Raw genomic sequence first — 16,019 nt, forward strand, 5'->3', positions numbered from 1 at the left:
ACAACGGATTGCTGAGCAGGAGTGCGGACATGCTGCCTTCACTGATGGCCACGATTTTCTTGTTGATGACGGGTTTGTGCGGGGCCGCCTATTGGTGGTTGGACCGCAAAATGCTGCGGCTGTCCGACACCTTGCGCGACACCTACAAATTGGGCCTGATGATCATTTACGGGCTGCAAATGGTGCTGCTCTTGATGTTTGCCATCTGAGCGTTGAGCTGGGTATGCCTGGCTGAACAGACCTTCTGGAGATGAGGGCACAGGGCCCGTGGCCAAAGTCTAGGACAATCGCGTGCATGGAAAAAAATGCATGGACCCGACTGGCCTTGGCCTTTGTACTGAGTTACGCCACTGCCGGCATCGGCGGGGCTTTGACCGAGTTGGGGCCCTGGTATTTCGCGCTGAAACACCCCTCCTGGAAACCACCGGATGCCGCTTTTGGCGTGGTCTGGACCACCCTCTTCACGCTGTGCGCTGTGAGCGGTTGGCGGGCGTGGCAGGCGGCGGACACCCCTGCACTGCGCCGCCGCGTTGGCGGCTTGTTCGGTGCCAATGCGCTGCTCAACATCCTGTGGAGCGCGCTGTATTTCAAGCTGCAACGACCCGACTGGGCCTTGTTTGAGGTGGTTTTTTTGTGGTTGTCCATCCTGGCCTTGATCGTGGGCCTTTGGCGTTTGTCCCGCGTGGCCAGTGGGCTGCTGCTGCCCTATTTGCTGTGGGTCGGCATTGCCGCCGTGCTCAATTGGGAAACGGTGCAACTCAACAGGCCTTTTCCGGGGCTGCTGGCGTGACCGATTCTTGCCCTCAAGGCGCTTGGATTCTCAAAAATTGAACTGAAAATTTTGGGGAAAACATTGAAATCACGCTGAAGAGGGGTATGGATGTAGGTCTTAGGTGCTCAAACCTAGGGTTTCTCATGCTTGTTGACCCAGGTCAAAAATTTTATAAAGACCTTGCAGCTGCGGACCGGCACGCTATCTCGCTGGCGAATACACGCCCCGGTTTTCACCTTTTGACAGGTTGACACGCTCGTGCTGCAAGGAACGCTCATGTCTGAGTTCAGTGCTTCGGGTGGCCAAGCAGGTGGTGTGAAGCGGGCGTCAAGCCTGCTGGATGATTGCAAAGATTCCTTGTTGGCGGTGATCGAAGAGCAGATCATTCCGCGCCTGCTCAATGTGCAGCAGTTTTTCCCAGGCCAAGCCACCCGCGTGGCCGAGGACGGTTGGGGTGCTGCGCGACCCGAATTTGAGGCCTTCACACACTGCTGCCTGAGTGGCGATGCCTTGCAGGCGAACCAGATCGTGGATGCGCTGACCGCTCAAGGCCTGGCCCACGACCGTATTTTCTTGGAGCTGATCACCCCCGCCGCCCGCCATCTGGGCGCCTTGTGGGAGCAAGACCTGTGCGATTTCACCCAAGTGACCTGCGGTTTGGCGATGATGCACCAGATGATTTACCGGCTGGGCTACGAATCGCCTGCCGGGCAAAGTGCCGAGGGCGCGAGTGAACGGGTCATGCTGGCCTGTGCGCCGGGTTCACAGCATTTCCTTGGCTTGACCATCGTGGCTGACTTTTTCCGACAAGCGGGCTCGGAAGTGGTGCTCGAGATCTCTTCCTCCGAATCCGAGCTGCTGCGTGCGGTGGCCAATGAGTGGTTTGACGTGGTGGGTATTTCTGTGGCCCTGCAAGCCCAGCTCCCCACACTGCCCGATTTGATCGCGCACTTGCGGGCCAGCTCCGGCAATCCCCAAGTGAAGGTGGTGTTGGGCGGTCCGGTTTTCTTGATGCACGACTTCAGCCCCGACAACTTGGGGGCCGACGCCATTTTCACGGACGCCCGCGAGGCCGTCGCTGCGGTCCAGCGTTTGGTTCGCGCGCGCTGAGCCCTGCTGAACGGCGCTCGAATACCGCTGCGCTCAGCGGGCTGCACACCATTGCAAAATCTGTTGCGCCGTGCCCATGGGGTCTTGCTCGTGGGCCAGGTGTCCCAAGCCGGGCGCTGAATAAAGTGGCGCATGGGGCCACAGCCGGCAGGCCTCATGGGCCAAGGCCGGGGGGACGGTCAGGTCTTGCGCACCGATGTGCATGAACACCGGATGGCGGATTTCGTGCAAGCGCGCGGCCAGGGGCTTGAGCCGCCATGCGGCCATCATGGACAGCACGCCGTGCACATGTCCCGAATCGCTGAGCACGCGGGCATAGAGGTCCACCCCCTGCGCATCGAGCGTGGAGCCGGTTCGCGCGATCCACTCGGACACGGCACCCGGTTTGGCCGCCATTTTGGCGGTGGCCCAGGCCGACAGCGGATTGAGTGCCGCCAGTTTGGCCGCGGGACCGAACAACCAGGAGGCCACGCCGGGCAGCGGCAACCAGGCGGGGTTCAGGCCGATCAAGGTGCTGCGCGCGGCGCAGTCAAAGTGCAGCGCCATGTGCGCGGCAATCGCCGCGCCTGCCGAGTGACCCACGATCACCTGGGGCGTGAGCTGCAGCTGCAGCAGCAGGGCGCGCAAGCCCTCGGCCATGCCGGGCAGCGACAGCGCGCCTTCGGGGCCGCGGCTGCTGAAGGCGTGGCCAGGCAGGTCGGGTGCGACCACCGTGAAATGCTGGGACAGCGCGGGCAACAGGCCTCGCCAGCTGAAATGACCGGAGCCGGTGCCGTGCAAAAGCAGCATGCAAGGGCCTTGCCCCAGTTGTTGAACATGCCACTGGATGCCGCCCGCTTGCACCAAACGGCTGTGCTGCGCGTGCGGCCAAATGGGGGATTGGGCCTGGTGCTCGGCCCAATTCATGCCGGGGTAGAAGCTCTCAAACATGCTGACTCAAGCCTGCGGGCTGCGCACCCGCTCGATGGCGTGGGCCATGCGCTGCGACTGGACCTGCGGCATGGGCAGGTAGCCCGCACCCATGGTGGCGGCCAGTTGCTGCGCTTGCGCGTCGGGCTGCATGGCGGTGTCGATCCATAAGGCGCGGTGGCCACTGGCGCGCCACTGCTGGCCCCAGCTTTGCGCGTCCAGTTGCGCTTGGGCGCGTCCCCCCAAGCCTTGCAGCGTGACATTGGCGCGACCGTCGCTCAGCACCACCAAGATGGGTGTGACGCCTTGGCGCTGCAGCTGGGCCGCTTGTTCGTGCGCCATCTTGAGGGCCAGCGCCAAAGGCGTGCCGCCGCCGCCGGGCAGGCCGGTCATGGCGCGTTTGGCGCGCACCAGTGAGCGCGTCATGGGCAGCAGCAGCTGGGCCTGCGCGCCCCGAAAGGCCACGATGCACACGCTGTCGCGCCGGGCATAGGACTGCTGCAGCAGCAACTCGACCGCGCCTTTGGCTTCGGCCAAGCGCTGCAGCGCGGCCGAGCCCGACGCGTCGAGCGCCAGAATCAGGCAGCTGGAGGCGCGCTGCTGGTAGCGCTGGATGTGGAAGTCTTCGGCGCGGATCGCGACGCGGCCGGTGCTGTGCGTTTGGCGCAAACGCTGCTTGGGCGCGGCGGCGCGCAAGGTGGCCAGCACATGCAAGCGTGCCTGACCGCCGGGGCGGCCTGGGCGTGGGGGCAGGGGGCGGCCGCGCTGCGAACCCGCGCGCGTTTGGCCGCTGCGCCCCGAGGTTTTGTGGCTGGCCGCGCCTTGGCGTGTCATCAGCGCGTCGAGCATGTGCGGTGGCAAGCTGGCCAACGCCGCGGCGACCATCATCTCTTGCAGGTCTTGGGCACTGGGCTCGGTGCTCGGCTCGGGCGGTGGGGCAGGGTCTTCGGGGTGGTCGGTTTCAGCCGCGTTGTCGGCGTTTTCAGACGGCTCAGGGGGTTCAGCCGGCGGCGTGGCGTCTTCCTGAGGCGCGGGCTCGGCTTCTTCTTGCGCAGACGGCTCGGCCGGCCACTGTGTGGCGCGAGGGGCCAGCACGCAGCGCGCGGCGTAGCCCAGGTCTTCCGCGTCCAGCGCGCCGCGACCGTTCAGCGCCGCATGGCCGCAGGCCACACGCAGCGCCAAGCTGGGCGCGCGCAAAGAGCCTATGCCCAAACCCAAAGCCGCCGCGCACAGCGCTTTCATGTGCTCGTCGCTCGCTTGTACTTGGGGCAGCTGCGCGCGGGCGCGGGCCAAAGCCCCGGGGCTGAGGCGAATGTGCAGGGCGTCCGATGCGTTGTCGCCCTGCCAGGCCGCGTGGATGTCGCTGGGCGAGAGTTCGTTCAGGTCCAGCCACACGCCCAGGCGCTCGGTCAAGGCCGCGCCCACGCCGGGTTCGTCGGGCAAGGATTCGTCGAGCGCCACCACCCCAAAACGGGTGCTGGTGGGGGCTGCGCTGTGGCGGTTGGGGGGCACTTGGCCTTGCTCCAGCGCTTGCACCAGTGGCGCCAGCAGGCCCGGTGACAGGCGCTCGGCCATGGGCAGGCAGACCAGGCCTTGGTCGGCTTGTTCCAGCAAGCCCGCTTGCATCTGGAGCTGCCCGGTTTGCAGGGTGTGGGCCAGATCGATGCCGCCCAGCAGCCGCTCGCTGTCGGCTGAGCCGGGCACTTTGACCAGGCCCATGCCCAGCCCGGCCAGCGCTTGCAGCCAGCGCTCGCGCACCGGGCCGTGCGCTGCGTGCAGGCACACCCCGCCAAAACCATGGGGGTCCAGTTGCAAGAGCTGCAGCGCGGTGAGCGCGTCGTTCCAGCGCTCCAGCGGGTCTGCAGGCGCGGCGGGTGGCGGGGCTTGGCGGGCCATGCGTGCAGCCAATTCAGGCGGCCAGCACTTCTTGCAAGCTGCGCTGCACGCGCGCGCCCGAGTCGGTGTCGTCCAGCGGGTTGCGGCGCAGGCGGTGGCGCAGGGCCAGCGGGGCCATGCTTTGCAGGTGCTCTGCCAGCACGGCTTTGTGGCCTTGCAGTGCGGCATAAGCGCGCGTGGCACGCAGCAGCGTGAGCTCGGCGCGCAGGCCGTCGGTGCCCAGCTGTTGGCACAGGCGGGCGCAGAGCATCAGCATGTCGTCGCTCACCTCGACCTCGTCCAACAGGTCACGCGCTTTGAGGATGCGCTTTTGCAGCTTTTGGTTGTCCTTGTGCCACAGCGCCTTGAAGGCGGTGGGGTCTTTGTCGAAGGCGTCGCGGCGCTTGATGATGGTCACGCGCAGGGCCAGGTCTTGCGGCGTGCGCACCTGCACCGACAGGCCAAAGCGGTCCAGCAGTTGCGGGCGCAGCTCGCCCTCTTCGGGGTTGCCGCTGCCCACCAGCACAAAGCGGGCGGGGTGGCGCACGCTCAGGCCTTCGCGCTCGACCAGGTTTTCGCCCGAGGCGGCCACGTCAATCAGCAGGTCCACCAGGTGGTCGTCCAGCAGGTTGACCTCGTCGATGTACAAAAAGCCCCGGTGTGCCTGCGCCAGCAGTCCGGGTGCGAAAGACTTCACGCCTTGCGAGAGGGCTTTTTCCAGATCCAGTGCGCCCACCACACGGTCTTCGGTGGCGCCCAAGGGCAGGTCGACCACGGCGACGCTCTGTCGTTCGGTCACCACCTTGACTTTGGGATCGCGGGCTTGGCAGACCGGGCAGGCGCCAGCCGGCTTGGCCGGGTCGCAGCGGTAAGGGCAGCCTTTGACGACTGCAATCGGGGGCAGCAGGTCGGCCAGCGCGCGCACGGCGGTGGATTTGCCGGTGCCCCGGTCGCCCAGCACCAGCACGCCGCCAATCGACGGGTCGACCGCCACCACCTGGATGGCGAGGGTCATGTCATCTTGACCAACGATGGCCGCAAAAGGGAAGGTCAATGCCATAGGGGGTGGATTCCGCAAAACTGATCTCACCCCATCATCCAAAAGACACAGCAGAGTGTCAAGTTAAATTTACACTTGAGATCGGTTTGGGGGGCTGCTGGGGCCCACTTTGTCGGATTCGGCTTGACCATCCGGTTTCAAACCGTAACGCGCCGCCAAGTCCCAAACGTGCGGTGGCAGCATGTTTTTGATGCGGGCGGGCGCCTCGCGGCGCAGGTGCAAGATGGCCTCGATGGCCTTCATCTCGACCCGGGCGCGTGCAAACTCCAGGCCGCGCGGGCCCACGCGGGGCATGAGCCAGTTGACCAGCGGCTTGATCCAGGCCGGCATGCGCCGCAGCGGCAGGCCCCCGGCGGCACGCTCGGTGTTGGCCATGAAGCCGCGCACCGGGCCATCCCGTTTGCCTTGGCTGATGGGGGCGCTGGTGCGCAATTGCGCTTGAATGCCGTCCAGCACCGCTTGTCCGCGGGCGTTGCGCACCAGCAACCATTGCTGGCCGTGGCCGCCCATATAGCCCACGGTGATGTCGGCCAGCACATTGGTGTAGTCCACGCAGGTGCGGCAAGTCAGCGGGAAAAAGTCGGGCGGCAGGGTGGACAGTGGCAGGTTCAAAAAAGGGATCAGGCGTTTGCTGCCCTGGTCGGTGCGCACCTCCACCTTGTAATCGGCGCGGAACTCCACGTAGCTGATGTCTTGCGGACGGTCCGAGATCAGCCCCAAAAATTGGTGGAAGTTTTCGGTGGTGGTGTTGTCCGAGCACGGTGTGCCAATGACATACAGCTGTGCCAGGCCTTGCTCGCGCTCGAGCTGCGGCTGGATGGCGCGCAGGGCGTAAATCTGGCAGGGGATGCCGATCACGGCCAGGCGTTTGTGGCCTTGCGCCAGCGCGGGCTCGACCAGGCTCAGCAGCGGCGCGTAGCCCATGCGCATGCCCCGGCATTGCGCCATGTCCTCGGCGCGGGTGACCAGCACTGGGCGAGGCCGCCAGCGGTCGTGCGGGTCGGCGGCCATGGCGATCACGGCGTCCACCAGGCCTTGTTCGAGCAACACCTCGGCCAAACGGGTGGTGATGCCGGTCCACTGCGCGCCCTGGGTGGGTGGGTCCAGGCGGGCGCTCAGCATCTGTTGGTAAGGCCCGAAAAACAACTCGTCGGGCTGGGCCGGCTGTGTGGCGTTGCCCTGTTGGCGCACGCGGCCATGCACGCGGCGCTCCAGCCCCGGGTAATCGGGCTGGATGAATTGGCAGGCTTGGCCGCAGCGCTTGGGGTCGTTGGTGCGCGAGAGGCCGCAGTCGGTGCACAGCTTGCGGCTGGGCGCTTGAGCCGCAGCCGCTGCATCTGTCAGTGCGCAAGGCGTGCCCATGGCTTGCACGTCAGTGGGCGATCAGCCCGCGCGGGTGAAGGGCATCACACCCACCAGCCAGACGTGCAAGCCCCCCATCAGGAAGGCCGCCCACACGCCCGTGCCCAACAGAACGGCCAGCAGGGTTCCCAACCGCTTGCCTTCGGGCGCCGAGTGCAGACTTTGGCGATCGCGCTTTCGGGCGGCGCGAAACACCAGCACCGACCACACCAAAAAGCCCCCAAACAGGAGCACATCGGTCAGGTTGCCGTTGGACAGCAAATGGCCCAGCGACCACACCTTGACCGACAAGGTCATGGGGTGGCGCAGTTTGGCCTTGATCTGGTTGCCGGGCACATAAGAAGCCACCAGCAAAACCATCGCCACCCACATCAGCAAGATGGTGGCGTGCTGCATGCCGCGAGGCGGCGTCCACAGCGCCACCGGCTCCAGCCGGGCCTGGCCATAGCCTTGCACCAGCAGGTACAGGCCCAGTGCGGCCACTGCGGCGTAAACCGCCTTGAAGCCCAATGCCCCCCAGCGTTCAATGCCGTTTTGGCGCAGCTGCGGGGCCAGACTTTGCAGTGAGTGAATGCCCAAAAAGAGCGCCAAACCGATCAGCAGTTGCAGCATGTCAAAACCTTTGCAAGGGGGGAGTGAGCTTGAGCTGCATTCTGACACGGGCATGTCCAGCGCGGTTGACATTTAAATGGCGGGGCTTTCCTGTGTGAATTGCTCGGGTATCGCGTTTTGGGTGACATCGTGACTGATGTGGCGCACAATGAACTGTCCAGTATTTTCTGGCTACCTCTTTCTGGAGCTGTCCATGTCCCGTTTTGCCAATTCCTCCTCTACCCGCCGCGTGTTCATGATGCAAGTGGCCACTGCCGCTACAGCCGTTTTGGCCGTGAGCGAAGCCTCCGCCCAAGCCATGGTCGATGAGAAAGACCCACAGGCGGCTGGTTTGGCCTACAAGGCCGATGCCACCAAGGTCGACAAAGCCAAGAACCCCAAGTTCGCCGCAGGTTCCAACTGCGCCAACTGCGCCTTGTTCCAGGCCAAAGCAGGCGCTGCTGCCGGCGGTTGCCCCTTGTTTGCGGGCAAGCAAGTGTCCGCCAAGGCCTGGTGCTCGGCATGGGCCAAAAAGGCCTGATGAGCCCGCGGTTTTCAGCGGGCTGACACCCGCTGCGACCCCAAAAACCGCCTCAGGGCGGTTTTTTTGCGCCCATTGGCCGCCTCAAACTCAGGGCATACCCTGATTTGCCGCACTGAATCAAGGCTTTGAACACACAAAGTGTCAATCTGTCGTTACACTTTGCCTTGTCTTCAACCGACCAGAAAGCCCTTTCATGGCGTCTTGGGTGCTCACAGCGATGGACCTGGCCTGCCAAAAGGCCCAGCGGACCTTGTTCGAGGGCGTGAGCTTTTCCGTCCCCGCAGGTCACTGGCTGCACATCGAAGGCGGCAACGGTTGTGGCAAAACCAGTTTGCTGCGCATCCTCTGCGGCCTGTCCCCGGCCTCGCGGGGCCAAGTGCTCTGGCCTTCTTCCTCACAGGCCCACCTTGCGCGCCCCGACCGCTCGGTGCTCCATTACATGGGGCACGCTTTGGGGCTCAAACCCGATCTCACCGCGTGTGAAAACCTGTGCATGGACGCCGAGGTCAGTGGCTTGGCGCTCAGCCGGGCACAAGCGCTGCAAGCGCTGTCCGCACAAGGCCTCCAAAGCCGGGCGCACCTGCCCGTGCGCGTCTTGTCGCAAGGCCAGCGGCAAGGCGTGGCTTTGGCGTGCTTGCGCACCAGTCCGGCGCGGCTGTGGGTGCTGGACGAACCGTTGGTGGGCTTGGACGCTCAAGCCACCGCCACGGCGCGCGCTTTGCTCCAGTCGCATGTGGATGCCGGTGGCGCTGTGGTCATGACCAGCCACCACGATGTGGGTTTGCAGGGTCCGGGTGCGCGATTGCATTTGGGGCGTGAGGCCAGCGGCTCATGAACGCGCCCGCCATGGCTGTCCACGTGCCCCTGCACCCACACCCCATGCCCAGTGCCTGGCGGGCCATGGCGGGGGTGCTGCGCCGCGACCTGCGTTTGGCGCTGCGCCGCAAAGCGGAGTGGTTGAGCGCTTTGTTTTTCTTTGTCTTGGTGGCGGCTTTGTTTCCGCTGGCCATTGGTCCTGAGCCGGACACGCTGCGGCGGATCGGCCCGGGGGTGTTGTGGGTGGCCGCCTTGCTCGCCAGCATGCTGAGCTTGGGCCGCTTGTTTGAGGCCGATCACCAGGACGGCAGCATGGCGCAGTTGGCGCTGTCGGCCGCGCCCCTGGCCTGGCTGGTCAGCGCCAAGCTGCTGGCGCATTGGTTGATCTCGGGCTTGCCCTTGGTGGTGTTGTCGCCGCTTTTGGGTTTGCAGTTCGGTTTGGGTCCGGAGGTTTTGGGCATGTTGGCCCTGACGCTGCTGATCGGCACGCCGGTGCTGTCTTTGTTGGGCGGCATTGGCGCTGCCCTCACCTTGGGGGTGCGTGGGGGCGGGGTGCTGCAATCGCTGTTGCTTTTGCCCCTTTATGTGCCCGTGTTGGTGTTCGGCACGGGCGCGGTCGAGGCGCAGATGCGCGGACTCGGGGCCCAGGCCCATGTCTCGGTTTTGCTGGCGCTGCTGTTGGCCGCAGCAGCCCTGAGCCCTTGGGCTTGTGCGGCGGCCGTCCGACTGGCGCTGGAGTGAGGGGCAGGCCATGAGACTCTTTCACTACGCCGCACCGCAACACTTCTACCCCCTGGCCGGTCGTCTGTGGCCTTGGCTGGCCTGCTTGGCCAGTGCTTTGGCGCTGGCCGGTTTGTGGGTGGGCTTCATGGTCGCACCGTCCGATGCGCAGCAGGGCCAGGCCTACCGCATCATTTACATCCATGTGCCCGTCTCGTGGATGGCCATGGTCATTTACCTCGCCATGGCGTTTTGGAGCGTGCTGGGCTTGGTGTTCAACACCCGCTTGTCGGGCCTGATGACGCGGGCGCTCGCGCCCACCGGGGCCTTGCTGGCCTTTTTGTCGCTCTGGACGGGGGCCCTGTGGGGCAAGCCCATGTGGGGCACCTATTGGGTGTGGGACGCGAGGCTGACCTCGATGTTGATTTTGTTGTTTTTGTATCTGGGCTACATCGCGCTGACCTCGGCCATCGAAGACCCGCGCCGCTCGGACCGGGCAGGCGCCTTGGTGGCGGTGTTGGGGGCGGTCAATGTGCCGATCATTTATTTTTCGGTCAAGTGGTGGAACACCCTGCACCAGGGGGCCTCGGTTTCGCTCACCCAGTCGCCACGCATGGCCAGCATCATGCTGACGGGCATGTTGCTGATGAGTTTGTCGGTGTGGTTGTATGCCGCGGCCATCGCTTTGTGGCGCGTGCGCAATTTGATTTTGTTGCGTGACAGCCACGCCGCTTGGGTGCAGCAACTGCCCGAGGTCTTGGCCCACCGCGCGCAACGCGCGTTGAGAGGTGCCACATGATCTGGTCAAGCGCTGCTGAGTTCTGGGCCATGGGCGGCTATGGCGTTTACGTGTGGGGCAGCATGGGGGTGAGCGCGGGTTTGCTGGCGCTGGAGGTTGGGCTGGCGCGCAGCGCTCGCCAGCAAGCCTTGGAGCTGGTGTGCGAAGCCATGGACGCAGCCGAAGACACACAGACAGGAGGGCCATCATGAAAAGCCGTCAAAAACGCCTTTGGGGCATCGGCTTGGGCGTTTTGCTCTTGTGCGGTGCGGCTTACTTTGTGCTCAATGCCTTTCAGAGCAACTTGGTTTTTTTCTTCACACCGACGCAAGTGGCAGCGGGTCAAGCGCCCCAAGAAGGGCATTTTCGCGTCGGCGGTTTGGTCAAGGTGGGCAGCATCGAGCGCGATGGCATGGCGGTGGCCTTTGTGGTGACCGACACACACCAAGAAGTGCCCGTGCGCTATGTGGGGCTGCTGCCCGATTTGTTCAAAGAGGGCAAGGGCGTGGTCGCGCAAGGGCGCCTCGATGCGGGGCGCATATTTGTCGCCAGCGAGGTGCTGGCCAAGCACGACGAAAACTACATGCCGCCCGAGGCCCAGCATGCGCTGGACGAAGCAGCCAAAGCCCGCATGGGTGGCGCGGTGATGCGATGAGGCACGCGGACCCCAAGGGAGTTGCACATGTGGCCTGAAGCAGGACATTTGGCTTTGATCATGTCGGCTTGGGTGGCCTTGGCCTTGGCGGTGCTGCCGCTGTGGGGCAGTCTGTCTGGGCGGCGTGCGGGCTGGCAAGCTTTGGCGCGCCCCTTGGCGGTCTTGCAGTTGGTGCTGATTTTGTTGGCCTTTGGGGCGTTGTGGCATGCGTTTTATGGGCATGATTTCAGCGTCAAATACGTGGCCCACCATTCCAACACCTTGCTGCCCACACCCTACCGTTTGTCGGCCATCTGGGCGGGACACGAGGGTTCGCTGCTGCTGTGGGTGTTGATGTTGGCCTTGTGGTCGGTGGCGGTGGCCACGTTTTCAAAACGTTTGCCGCAGGCCCTGGTGGCCCAAGTGCTGGGCGTCATGGGGGCGGTGTCGGTGGGTTTTTTGGTCTTCATCCTGACCTTGTCCAATCCGTTTGCACGGCAGTTCCCGGCGCCTGCCGAGGGGCGTGACCTGACCCCTTTGTTGCAGGACCCGGGCTTGGTCATCCACCCGCCCATGCTTTACATGGGTTATGTGGGTTTGTCGGTGGCCTTTGCTTTCGCCATGGCTGCCTTGTTGTCGGGCCGGCTCGATGCGGCTTGGGCGCGTTGGGCGCGGCCCTGGACGGTGGCGGCCTGGGGCTTTTTGACGCTGGGCATTGCACTCGGATCCTGGTGGGCGTATTACGAGTTGGGCTGGGGCGGATGGTGGTTCTGGGATCCGGTGGAAAACGCCTCGCTCATGCCTTGGTTGGTGGCCACGGCCCTGATCCATTCGCTCATGGTCACCGACAAGCGCGGGCAGTTCAAGGCCTGGACGGTGCTCTTGGCCATCGGTGCTTTTTCACTCAGTTTGCTCGGCACATTTTTGGTCCGATCGGGGGTGTTGACCTCGGTACACGCCTTTGCCACCGACCCGGCGCGGGGCGTCTTCATCTTGCTGTTTTTGGTGGTGGTCGTGGGCGTTTCGCTGGTCTTGTTTGCTTGGCGCGCACCGCAGTGGGCCAACGCCTCGCAGCCGGTGGCGGGTTCGCGCGAATCTTTTTTGCTGCTCAACAGCGTGCTCTTGGTGGTGGCCATGGCGGCGGTTCTTCTGGGCACCCTGTACCCGCTGATCATCGACGCACTGAATTTGGGCAAGCTCTCGGTCGGGCCGCCTTATTTTGACCGCGTGTTTGTGCCCTTGATGGTGCCGCTCTTGCTGGCCATGGTGCCGGGCACGGTGGTGCCCTGGCATGTGGCGCGCTGGGCGGCGGTGCGCGCGGTCTTGGTGCCTGGCGCCTTGGCGCTCTTGCTGGCCAGTGCCTGGGCCACCTGGGGTGGTGCACCGGTGGGTGAGGGCGGCGCGACCACGCTGGGCGGCTGGCTCACGGTGATGGGCGGCACCTTGGGCGGCTGGATGGTGTTGTCGGGCGCTTGGCAAGTCGTTTTGCGTTGGCGCCAGCCAGGCTCACCGGGCCTGGCCTGGTGGGGCATGCAGGTGGCGCACCTGGGCGTGGCGGTGTTGGTGCTGGGCATCACCGGTGTCAAGTCCTTTCAGGTCGAGCGTGATGTGCGACTGGGCCTGGGCGACTCGGTCCAGGTGGCCGGGGTGCGTTACCAACTCCTGCGTGTGGACAACCACTTGGGGCCGAATTACCTGGCCTTGCGCGCGCACATGAAGCTGTTCGAAAGTCGGTCGGGTGTTGAGCGAGAGGTGGGGATGCTGACGCCCGAAAAGCGCCGCTATGCCTCCAGCGCGATGCCCATGACCGAGGCGGCGATCGATCGCAACCTGTCGCGCGACCGCTATGTGTCTTTGGGCGAGCCCCTGGCGGGCGAGCCGCCGCAGTGGAGTTTTCGCATTTACCACAAGCCTTTTGTGTCGTGGATCTGGTTGGGCGCGGTGTTCATGGTGCTGGGGGGCGGCTTGGCGGCGTTTGACCGGCGCTACCGCCAAGCCGCTGCGCCAGAGCGCACCACCAGGCCTGCCCCCGCCTCGCCAGGCGCAAGGTCTGCGGTGGAAACCCAAGGAGCCGTGTCGTGAGTGCGCCCGCTGTCCGGCCCGCCAGCGGCCGCATGCCGCCTTGGGTGTTGGTGCCCCTGGCACTGTTTTTGGGCATGGTGGTGTTTTTGGCCGTGGGCCTCACGCGCAACCCACAAGAGATCCCCTCACCGTTGATCGGTCGCCCCGCGCCAGCGTTTGAGTTGCAAGTGGTCGGCGGGCCGGGCGTGTTCACTGCGGCGCAATTCAAGGGGCAGCTCACCTTGGTCAACCTGTGGGCCACTTGGTGCGCCGGCTGCAAAGAGGAGCACCCGATGCTGATGGCCCTGTCTCGCCAGCCTGGCCTGAAGATGGTGGGCATCAACTACAAAGAACTCCAGGCTTCCGAGCTGTCCGGCCAAGACCCCCTGGGTGCGGGCGCGGTGCAAAAAGCCACAAGCCGCAGTCAGGCGTGGTTGCAGAAACAAGGGCAGGCCTTTGGCGTGAACCTGATGGACATGGACGGCCGAGTGGGCATGGATTTTGGCGTCTACGGCTTGCCCGAGACCTACCTGGTGGACCGCGAAGGTGTGGTCCGATTCAAACATGCGGGTGCTTTAACGCCCGAGGTGCTGCAGCAAAAGCTGCTGCCCCTGATGCGGGGTCTGCCATGAGACGCGCAGTGCTGACCTGTGTGCTGGCCTGTGCAGGGCTGTGGGGCGCCTGTGTGGCGGTCCCAAGCGCCAGCGCAGTGCCCGATGTGGCGCCAACGCTGGCGACGGTCGAGCTGACTTTGCCGGCTGTGGGTGGGCCTGCCGTGGGGCACACCGATGCGCCCATGACGGCGGCGGTTCAGGCGCGCTGGGACGCCTTGGCGGGTGAGTTGCGTTGCCTCGTGTGTCAAAACGAGTCCTTGGCTTCGTCCACGGCCGAGCTGGCCCTGGACTTGCGGCGCGAGGTGCGCAGCCTCATCGAGCGAGGTCAAAGCGATGCCGATATCCGCCGCTTTTTGGTCAGCCGATACGGCGACTTTGTGCTTTACAAACCCGAAGTCAAACCCGTGACCTGGCCCTTGTGGTTTGGCCCCTTTGTGTTGTTGTTGGTTGGCCTTGCCCTGGCGCTGCGCTTGATGCGGCGCCAAGCTGCTGAACCCGTGCCTTTGACCGACAGCGAGCGTGAACGCGCCCGCCAACTGCTGGAGTCCTGATGTCTTTCTTGCCGCCTTGGCTGGGTCTGATCTTGCTGCTCTTGTTGTTGGGGGGGCTGGCGGCTGGGGTCTTGCGCTGGGGTTGGGGCCAACAAAGGCCAGCCCTGGGCAGTGCCGAGCAGTCGCGTGCCAATCGGCAGATCCATCAACAGCACCTGGCCGATGTGGACCGGGCATGGGCCGAAGGCCGGTTGACGCCAGCGCAGCACCAGACCGCGCGCGATGAGTTGCTGCGCCATCTGTTGGCCGATGCCGCGCAGGCCGATGACCGGGGCGGTGCTGGGGTTCCTGTCCCCTGGTTGGGGCTGGTGGTGGCCTTGGTCTTGCTGAGCGGCGGGAGTTACTGGCAACTGGGCGCCCCCCAAAGCTGGTGGCCTGAGCCTTTGAGCCAGCGGGTCCGGATCAGCGCGAGCACCCCCGAGCAGCTGGCCGAGCAAACCCGTTTGTGGCTCAAAACCACCCAACAAAAGCCGCAGGATGCCGAGGCTTGGTTGACGCTGGCCCGATTGCACGCGGCGCAAAATGCGCATGCCCTGGCCGAACAAGCGCTGGCCCGCGTGCTGGCCTTGTCGCCCGAGCCCGATGTGTGGATTGAGCGTGCGCAGATGAAAGCTTTGAGCGCAGGCGGTGTCTATGCGGGAGAGCCTTGGCAGTGGATTCAAGACGTGTTGCGCGCACAGCCGATGCACCTCAACGCCTTGGTTTTGGCGGGCAGCGCGGCTTGGTCAGAGAAACGGCCTGTACAGGCCCAAATGTATTGGCAGCAGGCGCTCCGCTTGGTGCCGGCCGAGAGCGAGGCCGCGCAAGGTCTCCAGCAGGCCTTGGCCCAAGTGGGGCCCTTGGCTCAGGTGGCGCTCTTGGCGCAGCAAGCCGCTGTGGCCGATGTGGCCGATGTGGCCAAAGGCCGGGCGGACGCCTCTGGCGCCCCTGCCGCCCACGCCCAGCCCCTCATTCAGGGCGAAGTGCGTGTATCAAACGAGGTGAAAAGCCAGCTCACGCCCGGTGCGACATTGTTCGTTTATGCCGTGGCCGAAGAGGGTTCGCGCCGCCCCGTGGCCATCTGGCGCGGCACGCCGACGTCCTGGCCGGTCTCTTTTGCCTTGAGCGACAGCATGGGCATGGGTGCACCGCCCTTGTTGTCCTCACTGGCGCAGGTGCGCCTGGTGGCGCGCATTTCCAAAACCGGATCCGCGCAAAAGCAAGCCGATGATGTTCAGGTGGAATTGCCCGGCGTGAAGACCGGCGTGCAAGGCGTCGTGCTGCAGATCTCGGCGCGCTGAAGTTCGGCTTGCGCGCGAGCCCCTGCTTGCGAAGGGCTCAAGACTGACGCAATTTCCGCGAGTGGCTGTGCACCGCCTCGACCAGCGCCGTCACATGCTCGGGCGGGGTGTATTGGCTGATGCCGTGGCCCAGGTTGAAGATGTGCGTGGGGCCGGTGGTGCTGCGGTCGGTGTGCGGCGTGCCAAAGCTGTCGAGCACGCGGTGCACCTCGCTCGCGATCTGCGCGGGGGGCGCAAACAAAATATTGGGGTCGATGTTGCCTTGCAGCGCTTTGCCGGGGCCACCGACGGGGCCACCCACTTGGGCGCGGGCGCGGCCCAGGTTCATGGTCCAGTCCAGGC

The 16,019-nt window shown here is 64.8% G+C and carries 19 protein-coding genes; 13 read left to right on the forward strand and 6 right to left on the reverse strand.

What is annotated here, in order from left to right:
- Positions 1-29 precede the first annotated feature (29 nt).
- The 3 genes from B9Z31_RS13235 to B9Z31_RS13245 all read left to right on the forward strand — a co-directional run bounded on the left by B9Z31_RS13235 (position 30) and on the right by B9Z31_RS13245 (position 1,882).
- The gene (locus tag B9Z31_RS13235; protein ID WP_100120035.1) at positions 30-209 is read left to right on the forward strand and encodes a hypothetical protein; all 180 of its coding nucleotides are present in this window, start codon (positions 30-32) and stop codon (positions 207-209) included.
- A gap of 86 nt (positions 210-295) precedes the next feature.
- Positions 296-790, forward strand: a complete 495-nt coding sequence (locus tag B9Z31_RS13240; RefSeq protein ID WP_100120036.1) for a TspO/MBR family protein — start codon at positions 296-298, stop codon at positions 788-790.
- 258 nt (positions 791-1,048) lie between these two features.
- Positions 1,049-1,882 (forward strand): B12-binding domain-containing protein, encoded by an 834-nt coding sequence (locus B9Z31_RS13245; RefSeq protein WP_233200956.1) that lies wholly within the window; start codon positions 1,049-1,051, stop codon positions 1,880-1,882.
- A gap of 33 nt (positions 1,883-1,915) precedes the next feature.
- Here the strand turns inward: B9Z31_RS13245 and bchO are convergent, their stop codons facing one another.
- The 5 genes from bchO to B9Z31_RS13270 all read right to left on the reverse strand — a co-directional run bounded on the left by bchO (position 1,916) and on the right by B9Z31_RS13270 (position 7,700).
- A complete protein-coding gene (gene bchO, locus B9Z31_RS13250) occupies positions 1,916-2,812 on the reverse strand; it encodes an alpha/beta fold hydrolase BchO (protein WP_100120038.1) in 897 nt (298 codons plus the stop codon).
- Positions 2,813-2,818: 6 nt separating this feature from the next.
- Positions 2,819-4,687, reverse strand: coding sequence for a magnesium chelatase subunit D (locus tag B9Z31_RS13255; RefSeq protein WP_100120068.1), 1,869 nt, complete (start codon positions 4,685-4,687; stop codon positions 2,819-2,821).
- Between the two features lie 13 nt (positions 4,688-4,700).
- Positions 4,701-5,726, reverse strand: coding sequence for a magnesium chelatase ATPase subunit I (gene bchI, locus B9Z31_RS13260; RefSeq protein WP_100120039.1), 1,026 nt, complete (start codon positions 5,724-5,726; stop codon positions 4,701-4,703).
- A gap of 69 nt (positions 5,727-5,795) precedes the next feature.
- On the reverse strand, positions 5,796-7,088 hold the full coding sequence (locus B9Z31_RS13265; RefSeq protein WP_100120069.1) for a Coenzyme F420 hydrogenase/dehydrogenase, beta subunit C-terminal domain: 1,293 nt from the start codon (positions 7,086-7,088) through the stop codon (positions 5,796-5,798).
- A 21-nt stretch (positions 7,089-7,109) separates the two neighbouring features.
- Positions 7,110-7,700, reverse strand: coding sequence for an NnrU family protein (locus B9Z31_RS13270; RefSeq protein WP_100120070.1), 591 nt, complete (start codon positions 7,698-7,700; stop codon positions 7,110-7,112).
- Positions 7,701-7,893: 193 nt separating this feature from the next.
- On the opposite strand from B9Z31_RS13270, the gene B9Z31_RS13275 reads away from it, so the two are divergent.
- The 10 genes from B9Z31_RS13275 to ccmI all read left to right on the forward strand — a co-directional run bounded on the left by B9Z31_RS13275 (position 7,894) and on the right by ccmI (position 15,677).
- Entirely contained in the window at positions 7,894-8,220 is a 327-nt protein-coding gene (locus B9Z31_RS13275) for a high-potential iron-sulfur protein (protein WP_100120040.1), read from the forward strand.
- Positions 8,221-8,416: 196 nt separating this feature from the next.
- A complete protein-coding gene (gene ccmA, locus B9Z31_RS13280) occupies positions 8,417-9,058 on the forward strand; it encodes a cytochrome c biogenesis heme-transporting ATPase CcmA (RefSeq protein WP_100120041.1) in 642 nt (213 codons plus the stop codon).
- A gap of 44 nt (positions 9,059-9,102) precedes the next feature.
- Positions 9,103-9,780, forward strand: a complete 678-nt coding sequence (gene ccmB / locus B9Z31_RS13285; protein ID WP_100120071.1) for a heme exporter protein CcmB — start codon at positions 9,103-9,105, stop codon at positions 9,778-9,780.
- 10 nt (positions 9,781-9,790) lie between these two features.
- Complete coding sequence (gene ccmC, locus B9Z31_RS13290) at positions 9,791-10,558, forward strand: heme ABC transporter permease CcmC (RefSeq protein ID WP_100120042.1); 768 nt, start codon at positions 9,791-9,793, stop codon at positions 10,556-10,558.
- Entirely contained in the window at positions 10,555-10,749 is a 195-nt protein-coding gene (ccmD, locus tag B9Z31_RS13295) for a heme exporter protein CcmD (RefSeq protein ID WP_100120043.1), read from the forward strand. Before ccmC ends, ccmD begins: the two co-directional genes overlap by 4 nt.
- On the forward strand, positions 10,746-11,192 hold the full coding sequence (gene ccmE / locus B9Z31_RS13300) for a cytochrome c maturation protein CcmE (RefSeq protein ID WP_100120044.1): 447 nt from the start codon (positions 10,746-10,748) through the stop codon (positions 11,190-11,192). The genes ccmD and ccmE overlap by 4 nt, the downstream gene beginning before the upstream one ends.
- Before the next feature lie 27 nt (positions 11,193-11,219).
- Positions 11,220-13,253, forward strand: coding sequence for a heme lyase CcmF/NrfE family subunit (locus B9Z31_RS13305; protein WP_233200958.1), 2,034 nt, complete (start codon positions 11,220-11,222; stop codon positions 13,251-13,253).
- A complete protein-coding gene (locus B9Z31_RS13310; protein WP_233200960.1) occupies positions 13,250-13,864 on the forward strand; it encodes a DsbE family thiol:disulfide interchange protein in 615 nt (204 codons plus the stop codon). Before B9Z31_RS13305 ends, B9Z31_RS13310 begins: the two co-directional genes overlap by 4 nt.
- Positions 13,861-14,397 carry a cytochrome c-type biogenesis protein gene (locus B9Z31_RS13315; protein ID WP_100120045.1) on the forward strand — a complete coding sequence of 179 codons (537 nt, stop codon included), beginning with the start codon at positions 13,861-13,863 and terminating at the stop codon, positions 14,395-14,397. The genes B9Z31_RS13310 and B9Z31_RS13315 overlap by 4 nt, the downstream gene beginning before the upstream one ends.
- Positions 14,397-15,677, forward strand: coding sequence for a c-type cytochrome biogenesis protein CcmI (gene ccmI / locus B9Z31_RS13320; RefSeq protein ID WP_100120046.1), 1,281 nt, complete (start codon positions 14,397-14,399; stop codon positions 15,675-15,677). Before B9Z31_RS13315 ends, ccmI begins: the two co-directional genes overlap by 1 nt.
- A gap of 37 nt (positions 15,678-15,714) precedes the next feature.
- Here ccmI and B9Z31_RS13325 read toward each other — a convergent pair.
- Positions 15,715-16,019: uroporphyrinogen decarboxylase family protein (locus B9Z31_RS13325; RefSeq protein ID WP_304441714.1), on the reverse strand; the 305-nt coding region annotated here is incomplete at its 5' end.

The sequence above is a fragment of the Limnohabitans sp. G3-2 genome, assembly GCF_002778275.1.
Classification (GTDB): domain Bacteria; phylum Pseudomonadota; class Gammaproteobacteria; order Burkholderiales; family Burkholderiaceae_C; genus Limnohabitans_A.

Coding starts and splice junctions, on each gene's coding strand:
- B9Z31_RS13235 (WP_100120035.1), top strand. CDS start 30: ATGCTGCCTTCACTGATGGCCACGATTTTCTTGTTGATGACGGGTTTG.
- B9Z31_RS13240 (WP_100120036.1), top strand. CDS start 296: ATGGAAAAAAATGCATGGACCCGACTGGCCTTGGCCTTTGTACTGAGT.
- B9Z31_RS13245 (WP_233200956.1), top strand. CDS start 1,049: ATGTCTGAGTTCAGTGCTTCGGGTGGCCAAGCAGGTGGTGTGAAGCGG.
- bchO (WP_100120038.1), bottom strand. CDS start 2,812: ATGTTTGAGAGCTTCTACCCCGGCATGAATTGGGCCGAGCACCAGGCC.
- B9Z31_RS13255 (WP_100120068.1), bottom strand. CDS start 4,687: ATGGCCCGCCAAGCCCCGCCACCCGCCGCGCCTGCAGACCCGCTGGAG.
- bchI (WP_100120039.1), bottom strand. CDS start 5,726: ATGGCATTGACCTTCCCTTTTGCGGCCATCGTTGGTCAAGATGACATG.
- B9Z31_RS13265 (WP_100120069.1), bottom strand. CDS start 7,088: ATGGGCACGCCTTGCGCACTGACAGATGCAGCGGCTGCGGCTCAAGCG.
- B9Z31_RS13270 (WP_100120070.1), bottom strand. CDS start 7,700: ATGCTGCAACTGCTGATCGGTTTGGCGCTCTTTTTGGGCATTCACTCA.
- B9Z31_RS13275 (WP_100120040.1), top strand. CDS start 7,894: ATGTCCCGTTTTGCCAATTCCTCCTCTACCCGCCGCGTGTTCATGATG.
- ccmA (WP_100120041.1), top strand. CDS start 8,417: ATGGCGTCTTGGGTGCTCACAGCGATGGACCTGGCCTGCCAAAAGGCC.
- ccmB (WP_100120071.1), top strand. CDS start 9,103: ATGCCCAGTGCCTGGCGGGCCATGGCGGGGGTGCTGCGCCGCGACCTG.
- ccmC (WP_100120042.1), top strand. CDS start 9,791: ATGAGACTCTTTCACTACGCCGCACCGCAACACTTCTACCCCCTGGCC.
- ccmD (WP_100120043.1), top strand. CDS start 10,555: ATGATCTGGTCAAGCGCTGCTGAGTTCTGGGCCATGGGCGGCTATGGC.
- ccmE (WP_100120044.1), top strand. CDS start 10,746: ATGAAAAGCCGTCAAAAACGCCTTTGGGGCATCGGCTTGGGCGTTTTG.
- B9Z31_RS13305 (WP_233200958.1), top strand. CDS start 11,220: ATGTGGCCTGAAGCAGGACATTTGGCTTTGATCATGTCGGCTTGGGTG.
- B9Z31_RS13315 (WP_100120045.1), top strand. CDS start 13,861: ATGAGACGCGCAGTGCTGACCTGTGTGCTGGCCTGTGCAGGGCTGTGG.
- ccmI (WP_100120046.1), top strand. CDS start 14,397: ATGTCTTTCTTGCCGCCTTGGCTGGGTCTGATCTTGCTGCTCTTGTTG.